At 38.4% G+C, this 19,003-nt stretch carries 17 protein-coding genes; 6 read left to right on the top strand and 11 right to left on the bottom strand.

What is annotated here, in order from left to right; translation table 11 throughout:
* Positions 1-144: 144 nt before the first annotated feature.
* A complete protein-coding gene (locus CDG77_RS01680; protein ID WP_094327573.1) occupies positions 145-1,032 on the top strand; it encodes a hypothetical protein in 888 nt (295 codons plus the stop codon).
* Between the two features lie 2 nt (positions 1,033-1,034).
* On the top strand, positions 1,035-1,286 hold the full coding sequence (locus CDG77_RS01675) for a hypothetical protein (RefSeq protein ID WP_094327572.1): 252 nt from the start codon (positions 1,035-1,037) through the stop codon (positions 1,284-1,286).
* 167 nt (positions 1,287-1,453) lie between these two features.
* On the opposite strand, the gene acsF is transcribed toward CDG77_RS01675, so the two are convergent.
* Entirely contained in the window at positions 1,454-2,530 is a 1,077-nt protein-coding gene (acsF, locus tag CDG77_RS01670; RefSeq protein WP_094327571.1) for a magnesium-protoporphyrin IX monomethyl ester (oxidative) cyclase, read from the bottom strand.
* Positions 2,531-2,953: 423 nt separating this feature from the next.
* Between acsF and CDG77_RS01665 the strand changes: the two genes are divergently transcribed.
* Positions 2,954-3,448, top strand: coding sequence for a TM2 domain-containing protein (locus tag CDG77_RS01665; protein WP_094327570.1), 495 nt, complete (start codon positions 2,954-2,956; stop codon positions 3,446-3,448).
* Between the two features lie 75 nt (positions 3,449-3,523).
* Here CDG77_RS01665 and CDG77_RS01660 read toward each other — a convergent pair whose 3' ends face one another.
* Positions 3,524-4,183 carry a DUF2996 domain-containing protein gene (locus tag CDG77_RS01660; protein WP_094327569.1) on the bottom strand — a complete coding sequence of 220 codons (660 nt, stop codon included), beginning with the start codon at positions 4,181-4,183 and terminating at the stop codon, positions 3,524-3,526.
* Between the two features lie 232 nt (positions 4,184-4,415).
* On the opposite strand from CDG77_RS01660, the gene CDG77_RS01655 reads away from it, so the two are divergent.
* Complete coding sequence (locus CDG77_RS01655) at positions 4,416-5,261, top strand: alpha/beta hydrolase (RefSeq protein WP_094327568.1); 846 nt, start codon at positions 4,416-4,418, stop codon at positions 5,259-5,261.
* Between the two features lie 31 nt (positions 5,262-5,292).
* On the opposite strand, the gene CDG77_RS01650 is transcribed toward CDG77_RS01655, so the two are convergent.
* Positions 5,293-6,366 carry a DMT family transporter gene (locus CDG77_RS01650; protein WP_181154288.1) on the bottom strand — a complete coding sequence of 358 codons (1,074 nt, stop codon included), beginning with the start codon at positions 6,364-6,366 and terminating at the stop codon, positions 5,293-5,295.
* A 253-nt stretch (positions 6,367-6,619) separates the two neighbouring features.
* On the opposite strand from CDG77_RS01650, the gene CDG77_RS01645 reads away from it, so the two are divergent.
* Entirely contained in the window at positions 6,620-6,982 is a 363-nt protein-coding gene (locus tag CDG77_RS01645) for a hypothetical protein (RefSeq protein WP_094327566.1), read from the top strand.
* A 44-nt stretch (positions 6,983-7,026) separates the two neighbouring features.
* On the opposite strand, the gene CDG77_RS01640 is transcribed toward CDG77_RS01645, so the two are convergent.
* From CDG77_RS01640 to CDG77_RS01605, 8 genes are all read right to left on the bottom strand, one after another.
* A complete protein-coding gene (locus CDG77_RS01640; protein ID WP_094327565.1) occupies positions 7,027-7,263 on the bottom strand; it encodes a hypothetical protein in 237 nt (78 codons plus the stop codon).
* 83 nt (positions 7,264-7,346) lie between these two features.
* Entirely contained in the window at positions 7,347-9,833 is a 2,487-nt protein-coding gene (locus tag CDG77_RS01635) for a TIGR03986 family type III CRISPR-associated RAMP protein (protein WP_094327564.1), read from the bottom strand.
* Positions 9,823-10,431 (bottom strand): type III-D CRISPR-associated protein Csx19, encoded by a 609-nt coding sequence (gene csx19, locus CDG77_RS01630; protein WP_094327563.1) that lies wholly within the window; start codon positions 10,429-10,431, stop codon positions 9,823-9,825. Before csx19 ends, CDG77_RS01635 begins: the two co-directional genes overlap by 11 nt.
* Positions 10,428-11,978: an RAMP superfamily CRISPR-associated protein gene (locus tag CDG77_RS01625; protein WP_094327562.1), complete on the bottom strand. Its 1,551-nt coding sequence runs from the start codon at positions 11,976-11,978 to the stop codon at positions 10,428-10,430. Before CDG77_RS01625 ends, csx19 begins: the two co-directional genes overlap by 4 nt.
* On the bottom strand, positions 11,971-13,614 hold the full coding sequence (locus tag CDG77_RS01620; RefSeq protein WP_094327561.1) for an RAMP superfamily CRISPR-associated protein: 1,644 nt from the start codon (positions 13,612-13,614) through the stop codon (positions 11,971-11,973). Before CDG77_RS01620 ends, CDG77_RS01625 begins: the two co-directional genes overlap by 8 nt.
* Positions 13,611-14,312, bottom strand: coding sequence for an RAMP superfamily CRISPR-associated protein (locus CDG77_RS01615; protein WP_094327560.1), 702 nt, complete (start codon positions 14,310-14,312; stop codon positions 13,611-13,613). The genes CDG77_RS01620 and CDG77_RS01615 overlap by 4 nt, the downstream gene beginning before the upstream one ends.
* Entirely contained in the window at positions 14,275-15,954 is a 1,680-nt protein-coding gene (locus tag CDG77_RS01610; RefSeq protein ID WP_094327559.1) for a Cas10/Cmr2 second palm domain-containing protein, read from the bottom strand. Before CDG77_RS01610 ends, CDG77_RS01615 begins: the two co-directional genes overlap by 38 nt.
* Positions 15,951-17,423 (bottom strand): Card1-like endonuclease domain-containing protein, encoded by a 1,473-nt coding sequence (locus CDG77_RS01605; RefSeq protein WP_223269683.1) that lies wholly within the window; start codon positions 17,421-17,423, stop codon positions 15,951-15,953. Before CDG77_RS01605 ends, CDG77_RS01610 begins: the two co-directional genes overlap by 4 nt.
* A gap of 115 nt (positions 17,424-17,538) precedes the next feature.
* Here CDG77_RS01605 and CDG77_RS01600 point away from each other — a divergent pair, with 115 nt between their 5' ends.
* Positions 17,539-18,957, top strand: a complete 1,419-nt coding sequence (locus tag CDG77_RS01600; protein WP_094327558.1) for a TIGR03985 family CRISPR-associated protein — start codon at positions 17,539-17,541, stop codon at positions 18,955-18,957.
* Positions 18,958-19,003: the final 46 nt, after the last annotated feature.

Below are 19,003 nucleotides of genomic sequence, written 5' to 3'. Positions count from 1 at the left end.
AGTTATGCTGGGATGTTAGTGCTAAAAATAACTCTTGAAATCTAAAAAATTAGGTTATAAAGGGAACATACTTTGCCTTTGATCCAAATTTCAGGCATGTAGATATCCATTTTTTAATTTTCCAATGGCTTTTGAGAACAGCTCATGGGCAGAAATTCAAAAATTACAATTGCAGCTATTTTAACCTTAGCGATCGCTGGATGTGCTTCTGAAGATACACCACAAGCCATCAATCCCGCGCCAATTCCCAAAATAGCAGCGAAGTCGCCACCTGCGGCTCAATCCTTTAAGAATCCAGTGATCCCTGCCAAACAGGTTTCACAAGTTACCCCCGGATCTGTTAGCTTGATTCAATCTACTAATGCTACAGAGCGGGCACCGTTAATTCTGGTATCAAAAGAGCGGACCGATCCGTTTGCACAAGTTTTCGGACAAATGGTTACTAGAGTGTCTACAACACCTGGAAGACCTGTTCCCGTATTGCCTAAGCTACCGACTGCATCGATAGTAGTACGAAAACTTCCAACACGCAGCGTAGCTTTAAATCAGAATCAGAAAAATCAGAATCAGAAAAATCAGAATCAGAAGAAAAATAACATTGCTTCTATACCAAAAAAAGTCAATCCTACTTTGACTTCAGTTTTACCTAAAGTTTTGCCTCAAGTTGTCTCTAACCCCACTTTAGTATCTGTACTGCCACCACCAGCACAACCTGAGTTAGCAAGGGGAGTTATTGTGACTGGTGTAGTTCTAATTAGTAAGGAACCGCAAGCAATTATCAAAGTACCGGATGAGCCAACTAGTCGCTATGTACAAGCTGGACAGCGATTGGCCAACGGCGTACTTATTAAACGGATTGAAATGAATGGAGGCTCCAATCCAATTGTAATTCTTGAACAATTTGGTATAGAAGTTGCCAAAATGGTAGGGGAAGGGCCTGTCAACTCAACGCCATCAGCTACATCTGCTACTGGTAATCCTGTTTCAGTGACAATACCCTCCTCAAATCCTTTTAATGTTGGAGCTTCATAAAGATGGAGACTAAGGAAAAAATTGAATTTGCTGGTTTGCCTTTAGCTGTCTATAGAGAGATAGCAGCTCATTTGCGTCAAGTCGAAGGGGTAGAAGTGGATTTAATTCCCCAATCATCCCAACAGTTTGATTACAATCAAAGTCAAATTGGTGGCTTGTCTATTTCCTGGACAGCAAACTCTGGTTCAGAAAGTCGGCAACAAGTTAACCAAATTTTGGCTTACTATCAAAATCGCTATATGAATCCTATTTGATTTGTCAAAATTGAAGCCTCAGATTCCTGATTTCTTCGAGAAGTCGGGAATTTTGTTGTTCGTGAATGATTAAGTAGAGGTATGGTGTCAGGTATTGACTGTTACAAGAAAAAAAAGTGGTTCTGCAATTAACAGAACCACCAAAGCTTTTGCAAACCTGTTATAAATTAACGAACTGCCCCTTGAGCAGAAACAGTATCAATGGGTTTCATCAGGTACAGCCGCAATAACTGCCAACCATTGGAGATGTAAAGCGGCAGTTTCTGGAAGAATTGCAGGAATTTGGGAGTGTTAGAATTAGCGATCGCACCTAGCTTCTCATTATTACTGATACAAGTATCCAAGCGCTGATAAAACTCTGGATTCTCTACATCCAGCATTAGAGGGAAGACCCGACCGGCGTTTTCGTTAGTCTTCTGAATTACGTGGATATCGTATTCTCGTGCATCCAATCCCAGGGTGGCGTAAAAGTCCTTGCGTTGGATGTCATTGAGATACATTGTTGCAAACACCGACAATAAGAAGAACCGACTCCATAGCCGTGCTTTCCAATCATTCAACATTTGCGGCTGAGATTTCATGACCGCATCAAAGAAATCACCGTGACGGTTTTCATCCTGACACCAGTTCTCAAAGAACCGGAAGATTGGATAAACCCGGTCTTCGGGATGTGCTTCTAAATGGCGATAAATAGTGATGTAGCGCCAATAACCGATTTTCTCAGAAAGATAAGTGGCGTAGAAGATGAATTTCGGTTTAAAGAAGGTATAACTACGACTCTTAGTCAAAAACCCTAAATCTAGGGACAGATTAAAGTCCGACAAGGCTTTATTCAAAAAGCCAGCGTGACGTGCTTCATCCCGTGACATCAGGTTAAAACACTCTGCCAAGACAGGGTTTTTTCCTTTCAAGCGACGGCCGAGTTCTTTATATAGCAAAAAGCCAGAAAACTCTGCCGTACAAGAACGTTCTAGAAACTCAACGAACAACTTGCGAGTTTCCCCGTCAATATGATCCCAGGATTGGTCAAACTCGGCATCCCGAACAAAGTGATGGCGGTTGTAGTCAGTGCGGAATTCTTCGAGAATGGCTTGTAACTCGTCTTCATTGACGGAGATATCCATCCGCGCCATTTCATCAAAATCGGTAGTATAAAACCGAGGTGTTAACAGGGTTTCTTTTGCCGGGACTTTAATCCCTGGCCGGATTTCTTCAAAGCCTGGTTTTTTGAGGGAATCTACCATGTCTTGATTGCTCTTTCGTCTTTATTATCTTAAGTAGACCCTTCGGGTTCCGCAGTTTTTCATGGAGGGGAGACCCCTCTGAGCGACTGCCTCACCAGAAAGCCAAGGGTAATGTTCTGTTAAAGCGTAACAGCCCACAATAATCCAATTGTATAAAGTTCAGTCTACCAAGGTGTGGGTGAGAAATTTGTAAGCAAAAGATTAAGAGTTGCAACAATAATTCAATATTTACGGAACCAAGAATCGTAGATTAGTAGTCAAATAAACGTAGTTCAGCGATTAGCACTGTTTCGATCGAGGGGAGTAGCACGCACATCTGATATTTTCAAAGCACTACTATTTCAGTATTTTTATGTAGTCATTACTACAGCATGGACAACCCATCTTAGACAACAAGAGCAAATCCAAAAGGTTGAAAACAAGATGAATCTTGAAAACAATCAGCATAAAGACCGACTTCTTGTCTCTTACATTTTGTGTGCAGCATTCTTTTTCGGATTAGGAGGACTGCACCGTTTCTACAATGGCAAAATCGGGACTGGTTTGTTGTGGCTGTTCACTGGTGGTATGTTTGGTATAGGGCAGTTTGTAGATTTGTTTCTCATGCCCAATATGGTTGACGAATACGAACACAACCTAAGATTAAAAGCGGGTGTATCTCCCTTCGGTGTGCCGTTGAACCAAGCAGTGGTTGCCTCTCAAGTCCACCGCCCAACAGGCAACCAACTGATGATTAAATTGATTGAAGCGGCGGAAAGCAGGGGTGGTATTTTAACCGTCACTCAAGGCGTTAAGTTCACGGGAGCTAGCTTTGCTGAAGTAGAAGCTACTCTCAATGAGATGTACAAATCAGGTTATGTAAAAATAGATAACGACCCCAATACTGGAGCCGTTACCTATCATTTTCACGAACTTTAAATTGTCATTAGTCCTTTGTCAAAAACCCAATGACTAATGACTAATGACTAATGACTAATGACTAATGACTAATGACTAATTTATACCTAGCCACTTTTGACCGTCCAAGCGCTGAACTAAGCCAAATACCAACAAATCGAGCGTAATTTTGCGCTCATCGATTAAGAATGACTCAAGAGTGCTAGGTTTTTTGCCTTCATTACAGGAAAATCCCTTTTTCCCTTGAATATCTTCTTCGGGGAAATACAGGTTAAACTGACGCGCACCCGTTTCTTTCCAAGTGCCGATAATTTGCCAGCATTCTTCAGCAGATTCAAAGCCAGTAATTGGCAATTTCTGCTTGGCAAAAGACACCTGTAAATCTTGCACACCTTGTTGAGCGATCGCTTTTTGTAAAGCTGGCAAGTAATCTTGCTCAATAAACTCTACAAATGGCTTATCTTCAACAGCTGGGGCTTTTTCCTTTTTGGCAGCTTTAGCTGCGGCGGGTTTTTCTTCTGTTGCGGCTACTGCTGGTTTTTCCCCTACTGCGGCTTTGGCTGCGGGTTTTTCTCGCTTGGGGGGTGTCGCGGTTGGTTTAGCAGCGTTTGAATCTGGCGCGTTGGCAGTCGGGAGGTCTGTGGCTTCGGGTGAATCTGTACTAGGGGCGTGTTCTTCAGCCACATTGGGAGCTTGCTTGTCAACAGTGCTGGGAGCTACTTCTCCCGCTTGATTGTGATTGGTTTGGTCTGCCATTGCTCAGGTCAATCCTTTAATCTAGCTTTGGGAGCGATCGCTCACCTTGATGTATTGGGTATTCTCATTTTTACATATTAACGGAGTTTGTAGTCAGCACTTAAGTGCTTCGATCCCATATAGCAGCAACGACCTCTGGGAAGCCTCTGTATATTTACATAAATTGCTCTTACCTAAAAAAAGGACAACCTCACATAACATTGAGTATTGGAAATTATAAAAATAAAAACTAATGGATAAAATCCAACTCATAAAACTGCTAATTGGGGATTTTACTTGGCAACGACTGGTTAAATCTTTAAGCTTTATCTATATATTTTTTGCTGGGTTTGTATATTTTCGGGCAGATAGCATGATTTTTCTGTCTCAACCTTCTAGCTATCAGGATGACCCAACAATTATTAAATTAAAAAGTGGGGAAAATAATATATCAGCTACATACTTGTTAAACAATCAAGCTAAATATACTATTCTTTATTCTCATGGCAATTCTGAAGATTTAGGAGATATAAAACAGATTTTAGAAAAATTACACACATGGGGGTTTAGTGTCTTTGCTTATGATTATCGTGGTTATGGTACTAGTCAAGGAAAGCCTACAGAAACTCATGCATACGAAGATATCGATAGCGCTTACAATTATTTGACCCAAAATTTAAAAATTCCACCTGATAGAATTATAGTTTTAGGTCGTTCGGTTGGCGGTGGTTCTGCGGTCAATTTAGCAATGCGGAAACCAGTAGCTGGTTTAATTATTGAAAGTTCATTTATTTCCGCTTTTCAAGTAGTAGTACCGTTTCGGATTTTACCTTTTGATAAATTCCCCAATCTTCAGAATATAAAAAAAGTCAAATGCCCGATATTAGTAATTCATGGAAAAGCAGATGAAATCATTCCTTTTGCTCATGGAGAAAAATTATTTAATGCTGCAATATCTCCAAAACTTTATTTGTGGGTTGAAGAGGCAAATCATAATGATTTATTTTTAGTAGCTGAAGAAAAGTATCGTAAAACCCTACAGGAGTTCACTAACCTTGTAAAGACAAATCAGCAATTACCCCGTCCCACTAATTTGTAATTGCTAATGGGTTAGACTCCGCCTAAACCCTTCAAATCCCCTTGAATCCCATACCAGTTTCTACCTGTTGCTGTGCCACAGTAGAATTTACCTTGCCAGACGCAATGCTAGAAGTCTTACGCCAAATTCCAAACTGGCTCAAAAATATGCCTACTAAAATCACGCTACCGCCAATATATTGAGGTAAGGTAGGGGTTTCACCCAAAATTAAATAGGCTGCTATGATGCCCACAATTGGGCCAAATGAGCCAATTAATGAAGCCGTAGATATAGTACAAGTTTTCAAGCCTTTAATCAAAAAAGACTGGCCTAGCACCACAATCAACCCACCATATAAAAACATCCATTGCCATAAGAACGGTGAGAGGGCATTAGCGAAATGATCGCTGCCATACAGGACTAAAGCAATGAAGAAAAAGATTATGGTTCCTAGTGCAGTCCGAAAGATGCTATAGATTCCCAAAGGAATTTGCGAAAGGTATTTCTTACCAATAATGGTAGAAGCAGTTCCAGCAATAGATCCTAGTGCTGCTAAAAGTTCCCCTATGCCTAACCTGAAACCTCCCATATTCATCATGGCATCTCCTGGAGGCTGAAGGATGATAGTTAGGATAACACCAACAAACGCTGCGATCGCTCCGATAAATTCCCAAATATTTACCCGTTCTCTCAATAACCAGACTGATAAAGCCAGGGTTAGCGGCGGTTCCAAGCGTCCCACCAAGATGATATTGTTCACCCCTGTGACTGCAAGTGCCTGGAAAATTAAGCCAGGAGCCAACGCTCCCGATAAAATAGCTACTGCTGTTAGACTGACCCAATCTTTCCTTGAGAGTTGCTTCAAAGTAGCTTTGTTCCACTGTCGCCCATAGATGAGGATCAGAAGTATCAAGGCGCAAAGGTTTCCCACAAATAAAACATTACACAAAGAAATCGGATTGCGTAGCTTGCCGCCGTAGGCATCGCCGATAAAATGTTCAGCACCAATTTCTGTTAGCTTCCGGGTAACTGCACCAGATGCGGCAAAAATTAGCATTGCCAGCCAGAGATATGTTTGTCCTGAAACTCTATGAACTAGATGATGTCGTCTTTTGGGTCTAGTCACAATAACACCACTGCAATAAAAGCATTGCCCATTATAAGTTGCCATCATTCTTAACTGAATGAGGTTTTGTTGAGAAAATACTTAAATTATGCTGTGATTTTGAGTTCGCATCATTGCCTGAGAAAGTGCTGAGAATCAACTAAGTTTTCTCAAAGGATAAATTCATGAAAATAGTGGTTTAGTTTCAATAAGTTCTCACTCCCACCTGAGATGCTTGGGATGTTCAGGATAAAAGAAAAAAGAGGAGTCACAAATGAAACTCGCACCCTTACTTACAAGTTTTGCTTTAGTTGGTTTTTTCACAGTTTGGGACGTACCACTAAAAGCGATCAATCCGTCATTAGTACAGGCATCAGCAGCCGAAGAGATGTCTGTAGCCCAAAAACTAGATTTGCTGACTAAAAGTAAGGGTCAGATTGGTAGTGGCGATCAACTTCGTCGTTTCTTTTTTGGTGATTTGGAGCCAATCGGTATCCAGATAGGTGGTGCAGGTCATGTAGTTAATCTTTATAACAAAGCCAATGATGTCACATTCGCTTACTGTTCTCATTATGATGTGATTGTAGCGATTAAGAAAGGTAAGGTGACAAAGTTTGAACCCAGCGAAGTGAAGTAATTATTGAGGGCGACGGTAAGGAACGGAGTTTTCCCTTAATGTCCTCATAAACGACTACCTTTCAATACAGTCTTCTTCAAATCGTGTGGACAAGGGGTATGAGTTCTTTTTCCCCTTGTCCACTTGTCGATGTTGAGAGTTTTAGTGAAGAGAAGGGTGCGTCCTGAGCCTGTGGGTGCGCCCAGAAGGATGTCTTGGTGGTTGAGGAGTTTAGCGATCGCTTCTCGTTGAAAGTTGCGCGGGGGGAAGGGGGTCAGGATTTGGAAATATTCATCAATCATGATTGATAGAACAATTTAGAAGTAATTTTACTTTTGCTCTCTTACTACTTAAATTATCAAAATTATTATTAATCCAAAACTAATCAACATACTTTGACATTTTTAATCTCACCATTATCTCTTAAAGCAGTGATTTTTACTTTAACGATTTGTCCTTCCTGTAAATTCTTAGCTTTTTTGTGTTCATCTGTACTCCGCCTAATGTCAACCAACATTTTATAAGTAACTTTAATCCCAATGACTTTGATAACCTCGGCATCTAAAATTTGACCAATTTGAAATTCTTGAGATGGTTTAGATTTAGTAATTTCATTTTTGCGGGATGACTTTAAATTATCTAAATTTAGGGTTTGATGTCTTCGATTGTCTGACATATCCATTACTTGAAATGGAGTTGGCAGTATCAGACGGCATTTATACTCATTAACTGTTGTATCATCTTTTTTAACAGGCTGACAGATGTAGTCATTTGTTGTTATGTCTCGTTCTATTTCCATGTATCGTGTTCTACTTACAGGTGGAAAAATATCCCATCTCAGCATAGTTAGTAACATTTTGATACGCGGTACATCCTTTAGCTTCAATTTTTCATAATCTTGTTTGTCTGGATAATCTTGGGGAAAGTCAGCTTCACTAATGCGCGTAGTTACATATTCCTCAAACTTCTGAATACATTCTTTATGCTCATCATAAGTAGCAGGGCGATCGCCACTTAACCAGTTATTATCATCAAATAGCTGTGTGTATCGCTGCTTCGGCTCATTACGATATCGTTCATTAAGGGAAAGTTCATATTTTTCAATCATTACTGCACCCATACCTAATGGCTTTCCCATACCAAGGGAAAGCCGATATTTTTCTTTGCCATCAAGTCCAAGTAATTTGACTTTCTCTACATCTTCGACTGAAAGGGTTAACACCCATAAAAGCGTACCCAGTTCTACATCACTGAGATTCTCAAAATAAATGGTGAACTCAAAAGAAACTCCTGATTGAATTGGCTTAATTTCCGTGTACTGGGATTGTTTATCTTTAATTTCAGCTTCAGTTGCTTTGGTTTTAATTCTGTCTATGCCTACATTTCCATTATGCCAATATAGTTTATATCCCCGAATTACTGTGTCTTGATTGGGTTGACTAGCATAGTGCTTTAGGCTTTTCTTTTCGTGGCTCTTTTGGACTAAGTAGTGCTGAAATGTTGTTGGTTTAGGAGTAGCCAGAATTTGTGGTGTAATGGTGTCATCAGTCAGCCAGATACCATTTTCTTCACTTTTATATTGAGCATCACTGAAAAATATACGTCCAGCACGAGATTTTTCCTGTTTTTCTTTTTTATTCTTATCAGAAGCTTGTTCTTTGTTCTCGTTTTTACGCCTAACAAAGCCAAAAATAGCATCAGCCAGATCAATTTTTTCAGATTCACCTACTTCTTCAGGAATAAAATCAACTGCTGATGCGGCTTTACCATCATTTTTGGGAGAGTAGGGAATGCGAAAGTTAGGACTTTGACCAAATAAAGTTACTGTTGACTGTTGATTCCGTGGTTCACAATAAAAAACAGGTCTAGGTTCTTCATTGTCTAAATACTTAAAAAAACCCATACTTTCATCGAAAGTATTTTTATAATTCTGCTTAAAGGGCTTTCCTTTTTGAAAGTCTGTCAACGCTTTACGGTAATCTCTTATTGCATCTTCACTAATTGGAATTGAAACAGCTGAATTATCAGATTGCAAAACTATATAGTGGAACTTACGTCCTTCCTTACGGCGAAGTAGGCGTTTGCATTCCGCTTCCGTAGTTTTGCTATTATCTAGCATATTACCGCTAGTAACAAGCCAGCCTTTGTGTTCATAAATATCACAATTTTCACTAATCTTTAGAGATTCTCCTACTCCCTCATAGCTAATTTTGAGATACTGAGGTAGGTAATTAGCTTTTTCCATAGTGATTAGAGAAGGAAGATACGCTTTAATGTTTTCTTCTTTCACTTGAATAAATGATTTACCTAAGTCGTTTATAATAGCTGGACGGATGAACCATTTACCATCTCTTTTTTCTAGATACCCCGCGCTGATATTTCCAGCTAACTTACCAACAGCATTTATATATCTTTCTGCTAGGGGATCGTCACTATCAGCAGCAACTGCACGGAAGAAAAATTTTGAAGCTTCTGATACTCTTTCAATCTTACCAAAGCTAACAATTTCAACCAGATTTCTCATCATTCCACGCAAACTACTACCAGGCAAAATGGGATACTGTTTTGAAGGATGCTGAAAAAATTCAGCCTTTTTCTGGCGTTGTTCTGGTGTTAATTTATCGTTTGACTTATCTCCAAAATCTGCAAAATCAGCAGGTGTTAAACCACAACGAATGTATAAAGGTGATTCAGTTTTTAAGGTACATATAACTTTGCCAGTGTGATAGTCAGAATAGTAGCGGTTGTTATCGCGTAACTTACCATTAAGTTCAAGTTTTGCTTCAACGACTTTTTCTGGTAGTTCTATGAAGTTGTATGGAGCGACTGCTTTCCGTTCATCAGGCACTTTTTTTAGATGTTTAGGATTCATAAATTTTTTCTTTTGTGAGAGATACAAGACGACTGAGAAAAATACGAGCTACTCCATCTTGGTCATAATAAAAATAGTGATGTACTTCTAGTCGAAGTGGACGATACTGTTTCTGTTTATCTTGGCTAAAAGTAATCCCTGTGATGGGAGCAGCATATTTAAGACCCTGAGATCCATCTGAAAGTAAGGTAAAGTTACCGTTTGCTTTTCCTTGAGTACCCCAGAGAATTTGTGATTCTGGTATTAAACCTATTTTTTCTTGTTTCAGTAATTCTGATACTTGGCTTTGTAAAATTAGCCGCGATCGCCATTTTCCATTAATATTCCATAGTAAGACTTCACCAGCTTCTCCAAATATCCGGCATTGTTGTAATGTTGACAGACGTAATGTAGGAAAATCATACTCAGGAAAAGCTTGCTTAGAAGTTTCTAAGATGCCGCTTTCTACTTCAAAATGTCCCCAGACAACTCCATCCTCTGCATGAGCTAACACGTACCGTAACTGATAATCTGTAGTAATTGCTTGTTGCTTTAACCAATCCTCAAGTGATAGTTCAATTGTTTCTGTTGAAACTTCCTGACACAAATCTTGATTCATGGTGCTTGCTCCAAAAACTTTTTAAAAAACTCTTCCATTTCATCTTTATCTTGTTTGCTGATTAGTAATTTCCGATTCTCCTCAGAGATTACCCACTTGTGTTGTTGCCAAACTATAGTTGCTTCAACTCCCTGCAAACGTCCTCTCCCAATACTGCTAGTACCACCTATTGGTAAATCACCCGTCCATAAATCTTTAAGTAGCAGCAGAAGTAACCCAATTTCATATCCCTTTGGTTGACGTAGTTCCAGTTCTAGTTTTATATGCGCTGTGTTACTACTTGTATTGCTACTTTTTTTAAATTTACCTTTAACTTTATTAATTTTTTGACTATCCTCTTTTTTAGAGATACTAAAAACAGGTTGTTCCTGAAACAATGCTCCGTTATATGCTCCGCCTGTAAAACGGTCAATAGCAATTCGGCTTTGTACAATGTCAACTGTATTTTCTATCAAGCTTTCATGAATAACTAAACGACTAGCCTTTGCTTGTTTACTTTCTTCTTTAACAAAGCCAAATAGGTCATACACAATTTGTAAATTCTTATCTAAAGTATTCACTATTCTCTCGGCTCTATGCCACAGCACTCCTGCTAAACTTGTACCAGAAACAACTGGCTCAGGTTTGTCTTTTCTATAGGAGTGCAAATGTACCACATCGGGAGAACATTTGTTTTGAATTAAATCTTGACCAGAGCGAATGAGTAAGGGGCTGGCTAGTTGAAATTTGGCAGTGATGAAGAGGCGATCGCGTTTATCTGGCTTATCTACCTTTAGCTTCTGGAGGTGTGTATTACTCAATAGCTTGTCCCTTGGTAATTTCGTAGCATAAGGTTTACCCCAAGCTGTTTCAAATGTTAACCAAGCAATGCGATCGCTATGTTTAGTTAAATCAAACTCCCAGACTTTCCACTCATCTACATGACAGCGACCAAAACCCCGTCGCTTTTTCATTCCAATAGCAATTTCACCATTATTTAACCCTTCTAAAGCTAAAGCAAGTGCTTGTTTTAATTCATTCTCATCTTTGTCTTTATCTTTTTCAATTAACAACTCAAAGCTGAGAGGAAATCTAGTCCCTGCGGGCAAGAGTTCCAAGTCGTATTTTGCCTTGTCAGACGCAGTACCAGCTGCACTATCTATTTTGACTCCATCTCTTATTTCAAGATTGTGAATAGTGCTACCAATTGCATCATGAATAATTAAAGGACTTTGAGTATCTTTTTCTCTTAATACAATTTTTTCTGCTTCATTTTTATTCCTTTCATTCTTGTAAGCAAATAAATCACCAAACAATTTTGCAGCTATATTATGACGACTTTCGCTTTTCGCGTAATCACACTGATATTCATGTAAATAATTGCGTAAAGCACCAGCAATTGATGAACCTGTTAGTAAAGGGTTATGACTAATACTATCAAGTAACAGCATCATATCTGTAGCACCTTCAGCATCACCATTTCCCAAACAAGTTGGCGTATCCAGAACCAAAACACCGCGTACAATGATGCGCTTAATAATATGTCGTCCTTCGCGTGTTCTATTCATTTTGTTTATCCTTTGTCGCTTTTTTGGCAACTGCCATAATTAGCCGTAGTGTGTATTCTAGCTTCAGTTTTTCAACTAAATCTAATGGAACTGATTCACCAGCAACCTTAACTTCTAAATAACTTGAATCTATCCAAATACTTGGGTCATTTAACCATTCGCAAATCTGTGTTTTGAAAGACTTATTATTAATCTTTGTATCTTCAAATTGCCTATTGGCATTTTTAGGTAAATTTTCCAGTAATTGAATAACTGGATTTTTGCTTCCCTGATTTAAAGATTGTCTACCTACAATCATTAACCGCGAAAGTTGGCTATTGCTGAGTTTGTTAGGTCTGAGTTTACAATTAGAATTATCAAGCTTCTCTAAAAGTCGCCTATCTAGCTTTTGTTCCAATAATCTCTTCGCCATCTTTTTAGCTAGTTGGCTATCTTCTGAATTTGGGACTAGCTGTGGTTGATACCAATCATTTTTTGTCTCTGGGAAATGAGCATAAAATTTAGCTTCTTCTTCCAACCAATTGATAACAATTCGTCCAAAACCATCAACCCGCCTTTCACCAATACCTTGATTTTCTACTAAACGAATTTTTTCTGAATCTAGTTCTCCGTTTTCTTTATTATACTTAAATACAAAAACACTACCTGCTGCCAAAGCTGGTACTTGCGGTAAAGGTAATCCCCATTTACGGTTAAATCCCCCAACAATAAGACTACTGGTATAACTAGATTGTGGTTCTAATTTTATATTTAGGAATTCTTCTAGTATTTGAGTTAATAACTCAGCTTTTTGATGAATTTCATCTCCTATTAAGTTTGATGGTATGGCAACATAATGACCCCATTTATCCCGTAAAATTAGATCACTGAGAAGAGTAATACGGATTAGTTCTCTGTCGTTGCGATTTTCAGGCTCAATTCCTACTTCGTCCCAAGAATCATGCTCTTCATTCTCTTCTATTGGAATAATCTGAGTATGTCCATATCCCGCACTTTGAGAACCGCCTAACCACATTTCTTGTGGTTCTAGTAACGGCTTAATTTTTTCTATATCGTCAGGATAATCACAGAGAATTACAGCCTGGAAATATTGTTCAGCATCTAAAGCCTCATAGCGAAATATTGCACCATTATCTTCATCACCTCTGCCTTTTTTGCGATTTCGCATATTATGAATATTGATGCGTCGCTTTTCTTTGTAAAGCACTATATCTCGATCATCTACAGTGCAAAAACTCTCATCTAGTGATTTGTATGAAATATCTTCTTCCGGTGTTTCGTGACTGAAATCATAAACAGTTATATCGTCTAAATTGGAAATGTCATCACCCTTTTTCTTTAACCAAGAGCGGGCTACAGGTAGAGTGCGCTTTTGTTTTTGTTTATCGTACAAATAAGCATTTAAATATCGGGTATTACCATTAAAGAATAAACGCTTTATATCTGGATATTTTGATTCATCTAAAATATCATCTGTACTTTTTAAATTGTGACGTTGGAGATATCGACCAATCAACACTCCCCGAATCATGCTACCTGGAATATAAGGAAAAGATACATCACTGTTCGGGTCTCCCTGAAGCGAAGTTGCTAACAATGGTTGTGTAGTGTGCAGTAAAAAAGTAATTGCTTTCATCCCCTGGTTTCCTGCTCAAAATAACGAAAATGCTCTTGGGTAATTTCTTTTCCAATTGAGTCATGTAGCCTACAACGAACATGACCCCGACCACGGTTGCGTCCGCTACCAACCCTTTGTAGTGCTAATGTACTTACTGCTAATAGTGCTAGCATCTCTGCTGTTGGTTTTTTTTCAAATAACAATGGTGCGGTGAAGCATAAATCTCGCAAGACAACCCGACTAGAACGTAAGCTATGTTCCACTGGTGCGCCATCTTCAGGGTCAATAGCAGTTTGACGGCGAATAGTAGTAAGAGAAGCAAGAACGTCTACTTCTGTGAGTCTTCTTTCCTGACCTCTGCGTTTTGTGCGTTCTCTTTCCTGTTCTTGGTCAAGTTGAAGTTTTATAGCCTTTCGCAAGTCTTGGGGTAAACAAGCATCGCCAACGTGCATCTTGGAGATAGTTTCCAGGGTGCTACCAGGTATGCCAAATAAATGTTCGGCGGCTTCTTGCCAACGGTAAGGCGGTGGTTCAGAAAGCACAACAATCAAATTGTCGCATTCTTCACTCAACAAGCCTTTTAAAGTACGTCCACGTAAGTAGGGAAATCCGTTAGCGTCATGCTCTACTTCTTGGTCGATTAACCCTGCTACTCCATCACCACGCCCAAACGTTGTATCACTCAAAAGTAGCATTTTCAGGTAATAAATTTCCATCGGTTTTCTCCTTTAAAGGGATGTAAAATTCCATTATTTCAATGGCATCAAAATAACCGCAAATTCTCTTATCTGTTCTGGGTTCCTCAGTCCAACCCGATTGATACAAATCGTCATATTTTGCTTTGCTAAATCGGGGTAAATAGTTCTCATTCAAACCGTAAACCTGTAAAAACTGTTTGGTTTTTTCTGAACCTTGCCGTAACTGTTCTCGCAAAGCTATCACTTTATTACGGCGATTTATCCAGTCTGGGTGTGTGTTAAATTTATTAACTACCTCAGAAAAATCATCCCAGTTGCGCCAATCACTATCAGATTGCAAGTACAAAGGTCGCATGGTGAGATTTCCTTCAGCAACTTGATATTCTCGTTGACGGATATCGCTGATTGAACCCAATAAGCCACTAGGAGCAATGTGCCAATCAAGTGCAGAAAAATCCGATATTCTCAGTCGTTCTTTTTCAGAACGCACAAAGTTTTTAGCATTTCTGCACAGTGCTTCACTTAATTGATATGCTCTGGCAAATGGATAATGTGTTTTGACAATAGCTATTCCTGCACAGGCTGTCAATTTTTTTCCATCTACTTGTTGAGCTTCAAATTCTTTTAGGTAAAGTGCTGCTAATGATAATCCTAAGCGTCCATCACATACAAATGTAACGTCATCACCCCCGTAAACTATTGGACGAAAAGGTAGATACTTTTCCCCATCTCTTTCTGTAATTGCAAACTGCTCCTGTAATTTACCATCTGCTAATTGGATAACTCTCTCAGCAACTTTTTTTAAAGCATTAACACCTGCCTGATTCAGAGTTTTAGATAGTTCACGCATCGCAGTAATATACTCACGGTCTGTTTTACATTTCCTACCATGTTCTTTGAAGCGATCGCCCATCCCGTTACCATCAGCGTGAACTATAGCCATGTAACTACTTTTACCCTCAGTGCGACCTAAATCATCAACATCATAAGGGACTATATAATTGCCTAGCGGCAAATTTTTAAATATAGTATCTTTTAGTTCTTGATTGGCTGGAGCTTTATTTTTAGGGTCAACGGCTCGGAGCTTTTCAACGATTTCTCTAGAGACCGGATAGCTAGTGGGTACACTGTAGCGATCGCTATTATCTACAGCAGATAATCCAGTAGATAGACAGTTAGCTGTAACTCCCAGACCTAGCAAAGGAACAGAAGGATTATATTCGCGTTTTTTTCTCTCTAGTTCTTTCATCAAACTATCAACAATTCCTGATAGTTTGTTCCCCCACTCAAAGGGTTCACTGTGAGCTACTACAATTTTTAACCCTGGTGCTTCTTGCAATACTTTTTTGCTCAATCTTTTAGTAAATCTAATAGCACTTTCTTTATCTTCTATGTCTTTGAAAAGAATAACTGCATTACCACCTCCGGTATAGACTAATTCAGCATCAAGATTATCGTGTTCAATACATTTTTTTTCTTGTTCCGGTTCAAGAATATAGACATTTTCTCCAAATATTTGGCGTAAAGCGCACTTAACCCAACCATTTGTTGCTTGTTCTACTAAATACGATGCACCTATATTTTCTCGTAAACGATTACTGCCAAAAATATATGGTTGTATTCCTGTTGTATCAATTAAAGTTGCTATGTATTTACTCATGGTGCGTAATAACGATTATTCTCGTCAATCCAATCTTTTATAGATTTCTGAATATTATCAAGATGCTCACATCCAAAAACAATAATCCTTGGATCTTCTTTGACTACTTCAGTATCAACTTTTAGTTCATCTTCTAGTTCTTTTGGGTGTTCGTAGCAACAGACTAAAGCTACTCGCGCTTGTTGTCCACCCAACTGCTGCGCTCTTATATAAGCTTCAAAAAGTTTTGATTTACACAAGGATTTACTAGCATCAGTAGTACAAGATAATGCAAACAACTGATAGCCCTTCATAAAGGCAACATCAAATTCAAATTTATCTTTTTTCTCTTCTTGTTTTTTCTTATCTCTAACCTTAAATGATAATCCTGTGTCATTTATTAACTCAGGATTTGCTTTAGAAACCTCTTGAATTTGTTGCAACATATAATGCTCTAACCAATTTCCTTGGAGCCATTCACAAAGATGTTTTATCTTCTCAAAACTAGCTTTCTCTGATGCTTTCTTCAGTGCTAACTCAGTTGGTGAAGCCTCTAAATATTTTTGGAGTAAATTACCAATTTTTTCTATATATTGTATATGGTCTAAATTCCAAAGGTTATTGTAATAATCACATAGTCCTTTAATTTTTTTAAAGTTTTCTTGTTGAAGATTTTCTAAAAGAGTCTTTCCTTCTTCTTGAGTTAGGATTTTCTTCAGTTCTTCATTTAACTTTTGAATTGCGATATCAGGACTTAAAGAAACTATAAAGCTATCGTTGACTTTGTGAAGCCCTGAATCCACTTCCTTCTTCCATTCCCATTCAGGTGATTTATTAGACTTTTTCTTCAATACCTTTGTCCCAGGCTTTAGCACATTATCACACCACCAGTGCCAGGCAATTACTACTTTTTTATCAGTATGTAGTTTTGCAAATCCCATTGCTAATTCAGGCAGTACTGGGTCAGTAATCGGCTCTGTTTCCCAGCGTAAATCATGCAAATCAAAGATTTCTTTTAAGGAAAGTTTTATATCTACTGCTTCAGCTTTAGGAGAATCATTGTCACTATCGATGAACATTTGTAAACTTCGAGCATCCAGATAACTAAATACAGGATTCTGAACTCCTGAAGCCTCGAATAAGGCACGATAGCTATGTACAGACATCGCCTTTGTTCCACCTGTATAATTCAAGCCAAAAATATGGTTTGGATGCTTTTTTAAAATATTTTTTACTTCGGTTTGGATTTTGTCTTTAATAACACAGGAGTTAGCCTCATGTCTTCCCAATGAAATTGGTTTGACATTTACAGCCTTTAACATTCTTTCCAAACAAGCAGCTTTACTAGTTGTATCTGTGCTGTGTACCAAGTAACCAGTACCATCCTCTTTCAGCAGTATTTGGGCTGCAATGTAGTTGGGCAGAGGATTCTCACCAATCAGCAAAAACAGGTGGTCTACTTTGTATTTGTCGAACTCGGATGTACTCATGTGGTAGATGTATATAACTTTCTATATCGGCATACCCAGTATTACACAGCATCGGAAGTACCCCTTTCCAATACCTGCTAACTTAGTAAGAACACTTGAGACACTTTAACCGATCGTGAATGCAGTCGCCACTAACTACCCACACCCTAAACTTTTACAAAAGCTAGCCAATGGCTCTCTCGACCAAAGTCATAATCTGACTCGCGCTATACGGCTATGGGCATTGTTACGTTGGCTCTATAGTGACGAAGCATACACCACTGTAGAAAACAGTTTTACTTATAATGATTGGCGAGAAGCTTTTTTTACTAAGACTCACAAGGATGAAAAGCAAGTAGATATCCTTAACCATCAAGATCCCAACTGCGCTTGTATCAAAACAACGAAACAATGGTTATTAAGATGGGAAGTACCCATAGACGAATGGCAGAATTCACTACAAAAGCAAATACCCATATCAAATTCTGAACTAGATAAGCTTTTGGAAGAACCGTTATTTGCTCAAGTTCGCAAATCCCTTCAAAGTGACTTAGATTTATTAGTCAGTCGAAACTGCTTGCAACGAGTAAATAACTTCAGTGGAAGAAGTAAATATTATTGTCGAGTAGACAAACTACCCAACTTCAGTAAATCAGAAGATACTTTTAGTAAATTAACACTTAAAAAACAAGCATATTTAGCTGGAGCATTGGGGATATTTAGTTTTCTCGACCCCACATATCCCTTATTAGCTGAAGAATTTTCAGAAGAAGTAGATGAAGATAATCATCGCATTTTTTTATATGTTGATTATGTCGTACCAGAATCAAGTGATATTCAAGATAGAGTTGATGAAATTCAAAGTGAATTACAAGAAATCTGGAATACTGGACACGTTCAACCTCTACTACTGACATATCACAGCGCTCATCAAAATCAAATTAAAGAGTGTGTTATTTATCCAGTTTGTATTTATTTCATGGAACGTGCTAAATATCTGTGTACGTATGGCACTACTCCAAAAGGTGATATTAACTGGTATAAATATCGTTTAGACAGGATTATTTCTAAACATTTAGAAATTTTAGAATGGCAAGATCCTCGTGTTTCTCAGTTATTGAGAGAGAAACATCAAGATAATAAGCTACCAACTCCTAAAACTGTCAATGCTCAATTAAAAGAAGCGTGGGGATGCGACTTTTATAAAGAAAAAGCATTAATGGTATTACGATTTGAGCAAGATTTTCATCAAGCCTATATTGAGGGAATTAGCATTCATGATACTTTTACTCAAATTAGCTACGATCAAACAGTCAAATTAACTCAACAATATACACTTAACCTTGAACGTAGAAAGGCTATTGTAGATATTCTCCAATCTCGTCCTAGCACTGATGCTTACTACAAAGTGGATTACCGAGTAACAGACTACTATGTTGTCAGATGGTTACGGGCGTTAGGGTCAAAAGTAGAAGTTTTATTACCTTGGGTATTAAGAGAAGAAATGGCTTTAGAAATCCAAAATACTTGGAATTTATATAAAACGCGATTATAAGATTCATTGTCATCAAAACTGTATCTCACTCGAAAACCGCTATGAT

This window comes from Nostoc sp. 'Peltigera membranacea cyanobiont' 213 (genome assembly GCF_002245975.1).
Lineage (GTDB): Bacteria > Cyanobacteriota > Cyanobacteriia > Cyanobacteriales > Nostocaceae > Nostoc.
The sequence above is the reverse complement of the archived record's forward strand: the minus strand, read 5'-3'. Positions and strand labels throughout refer to the sequence as shown.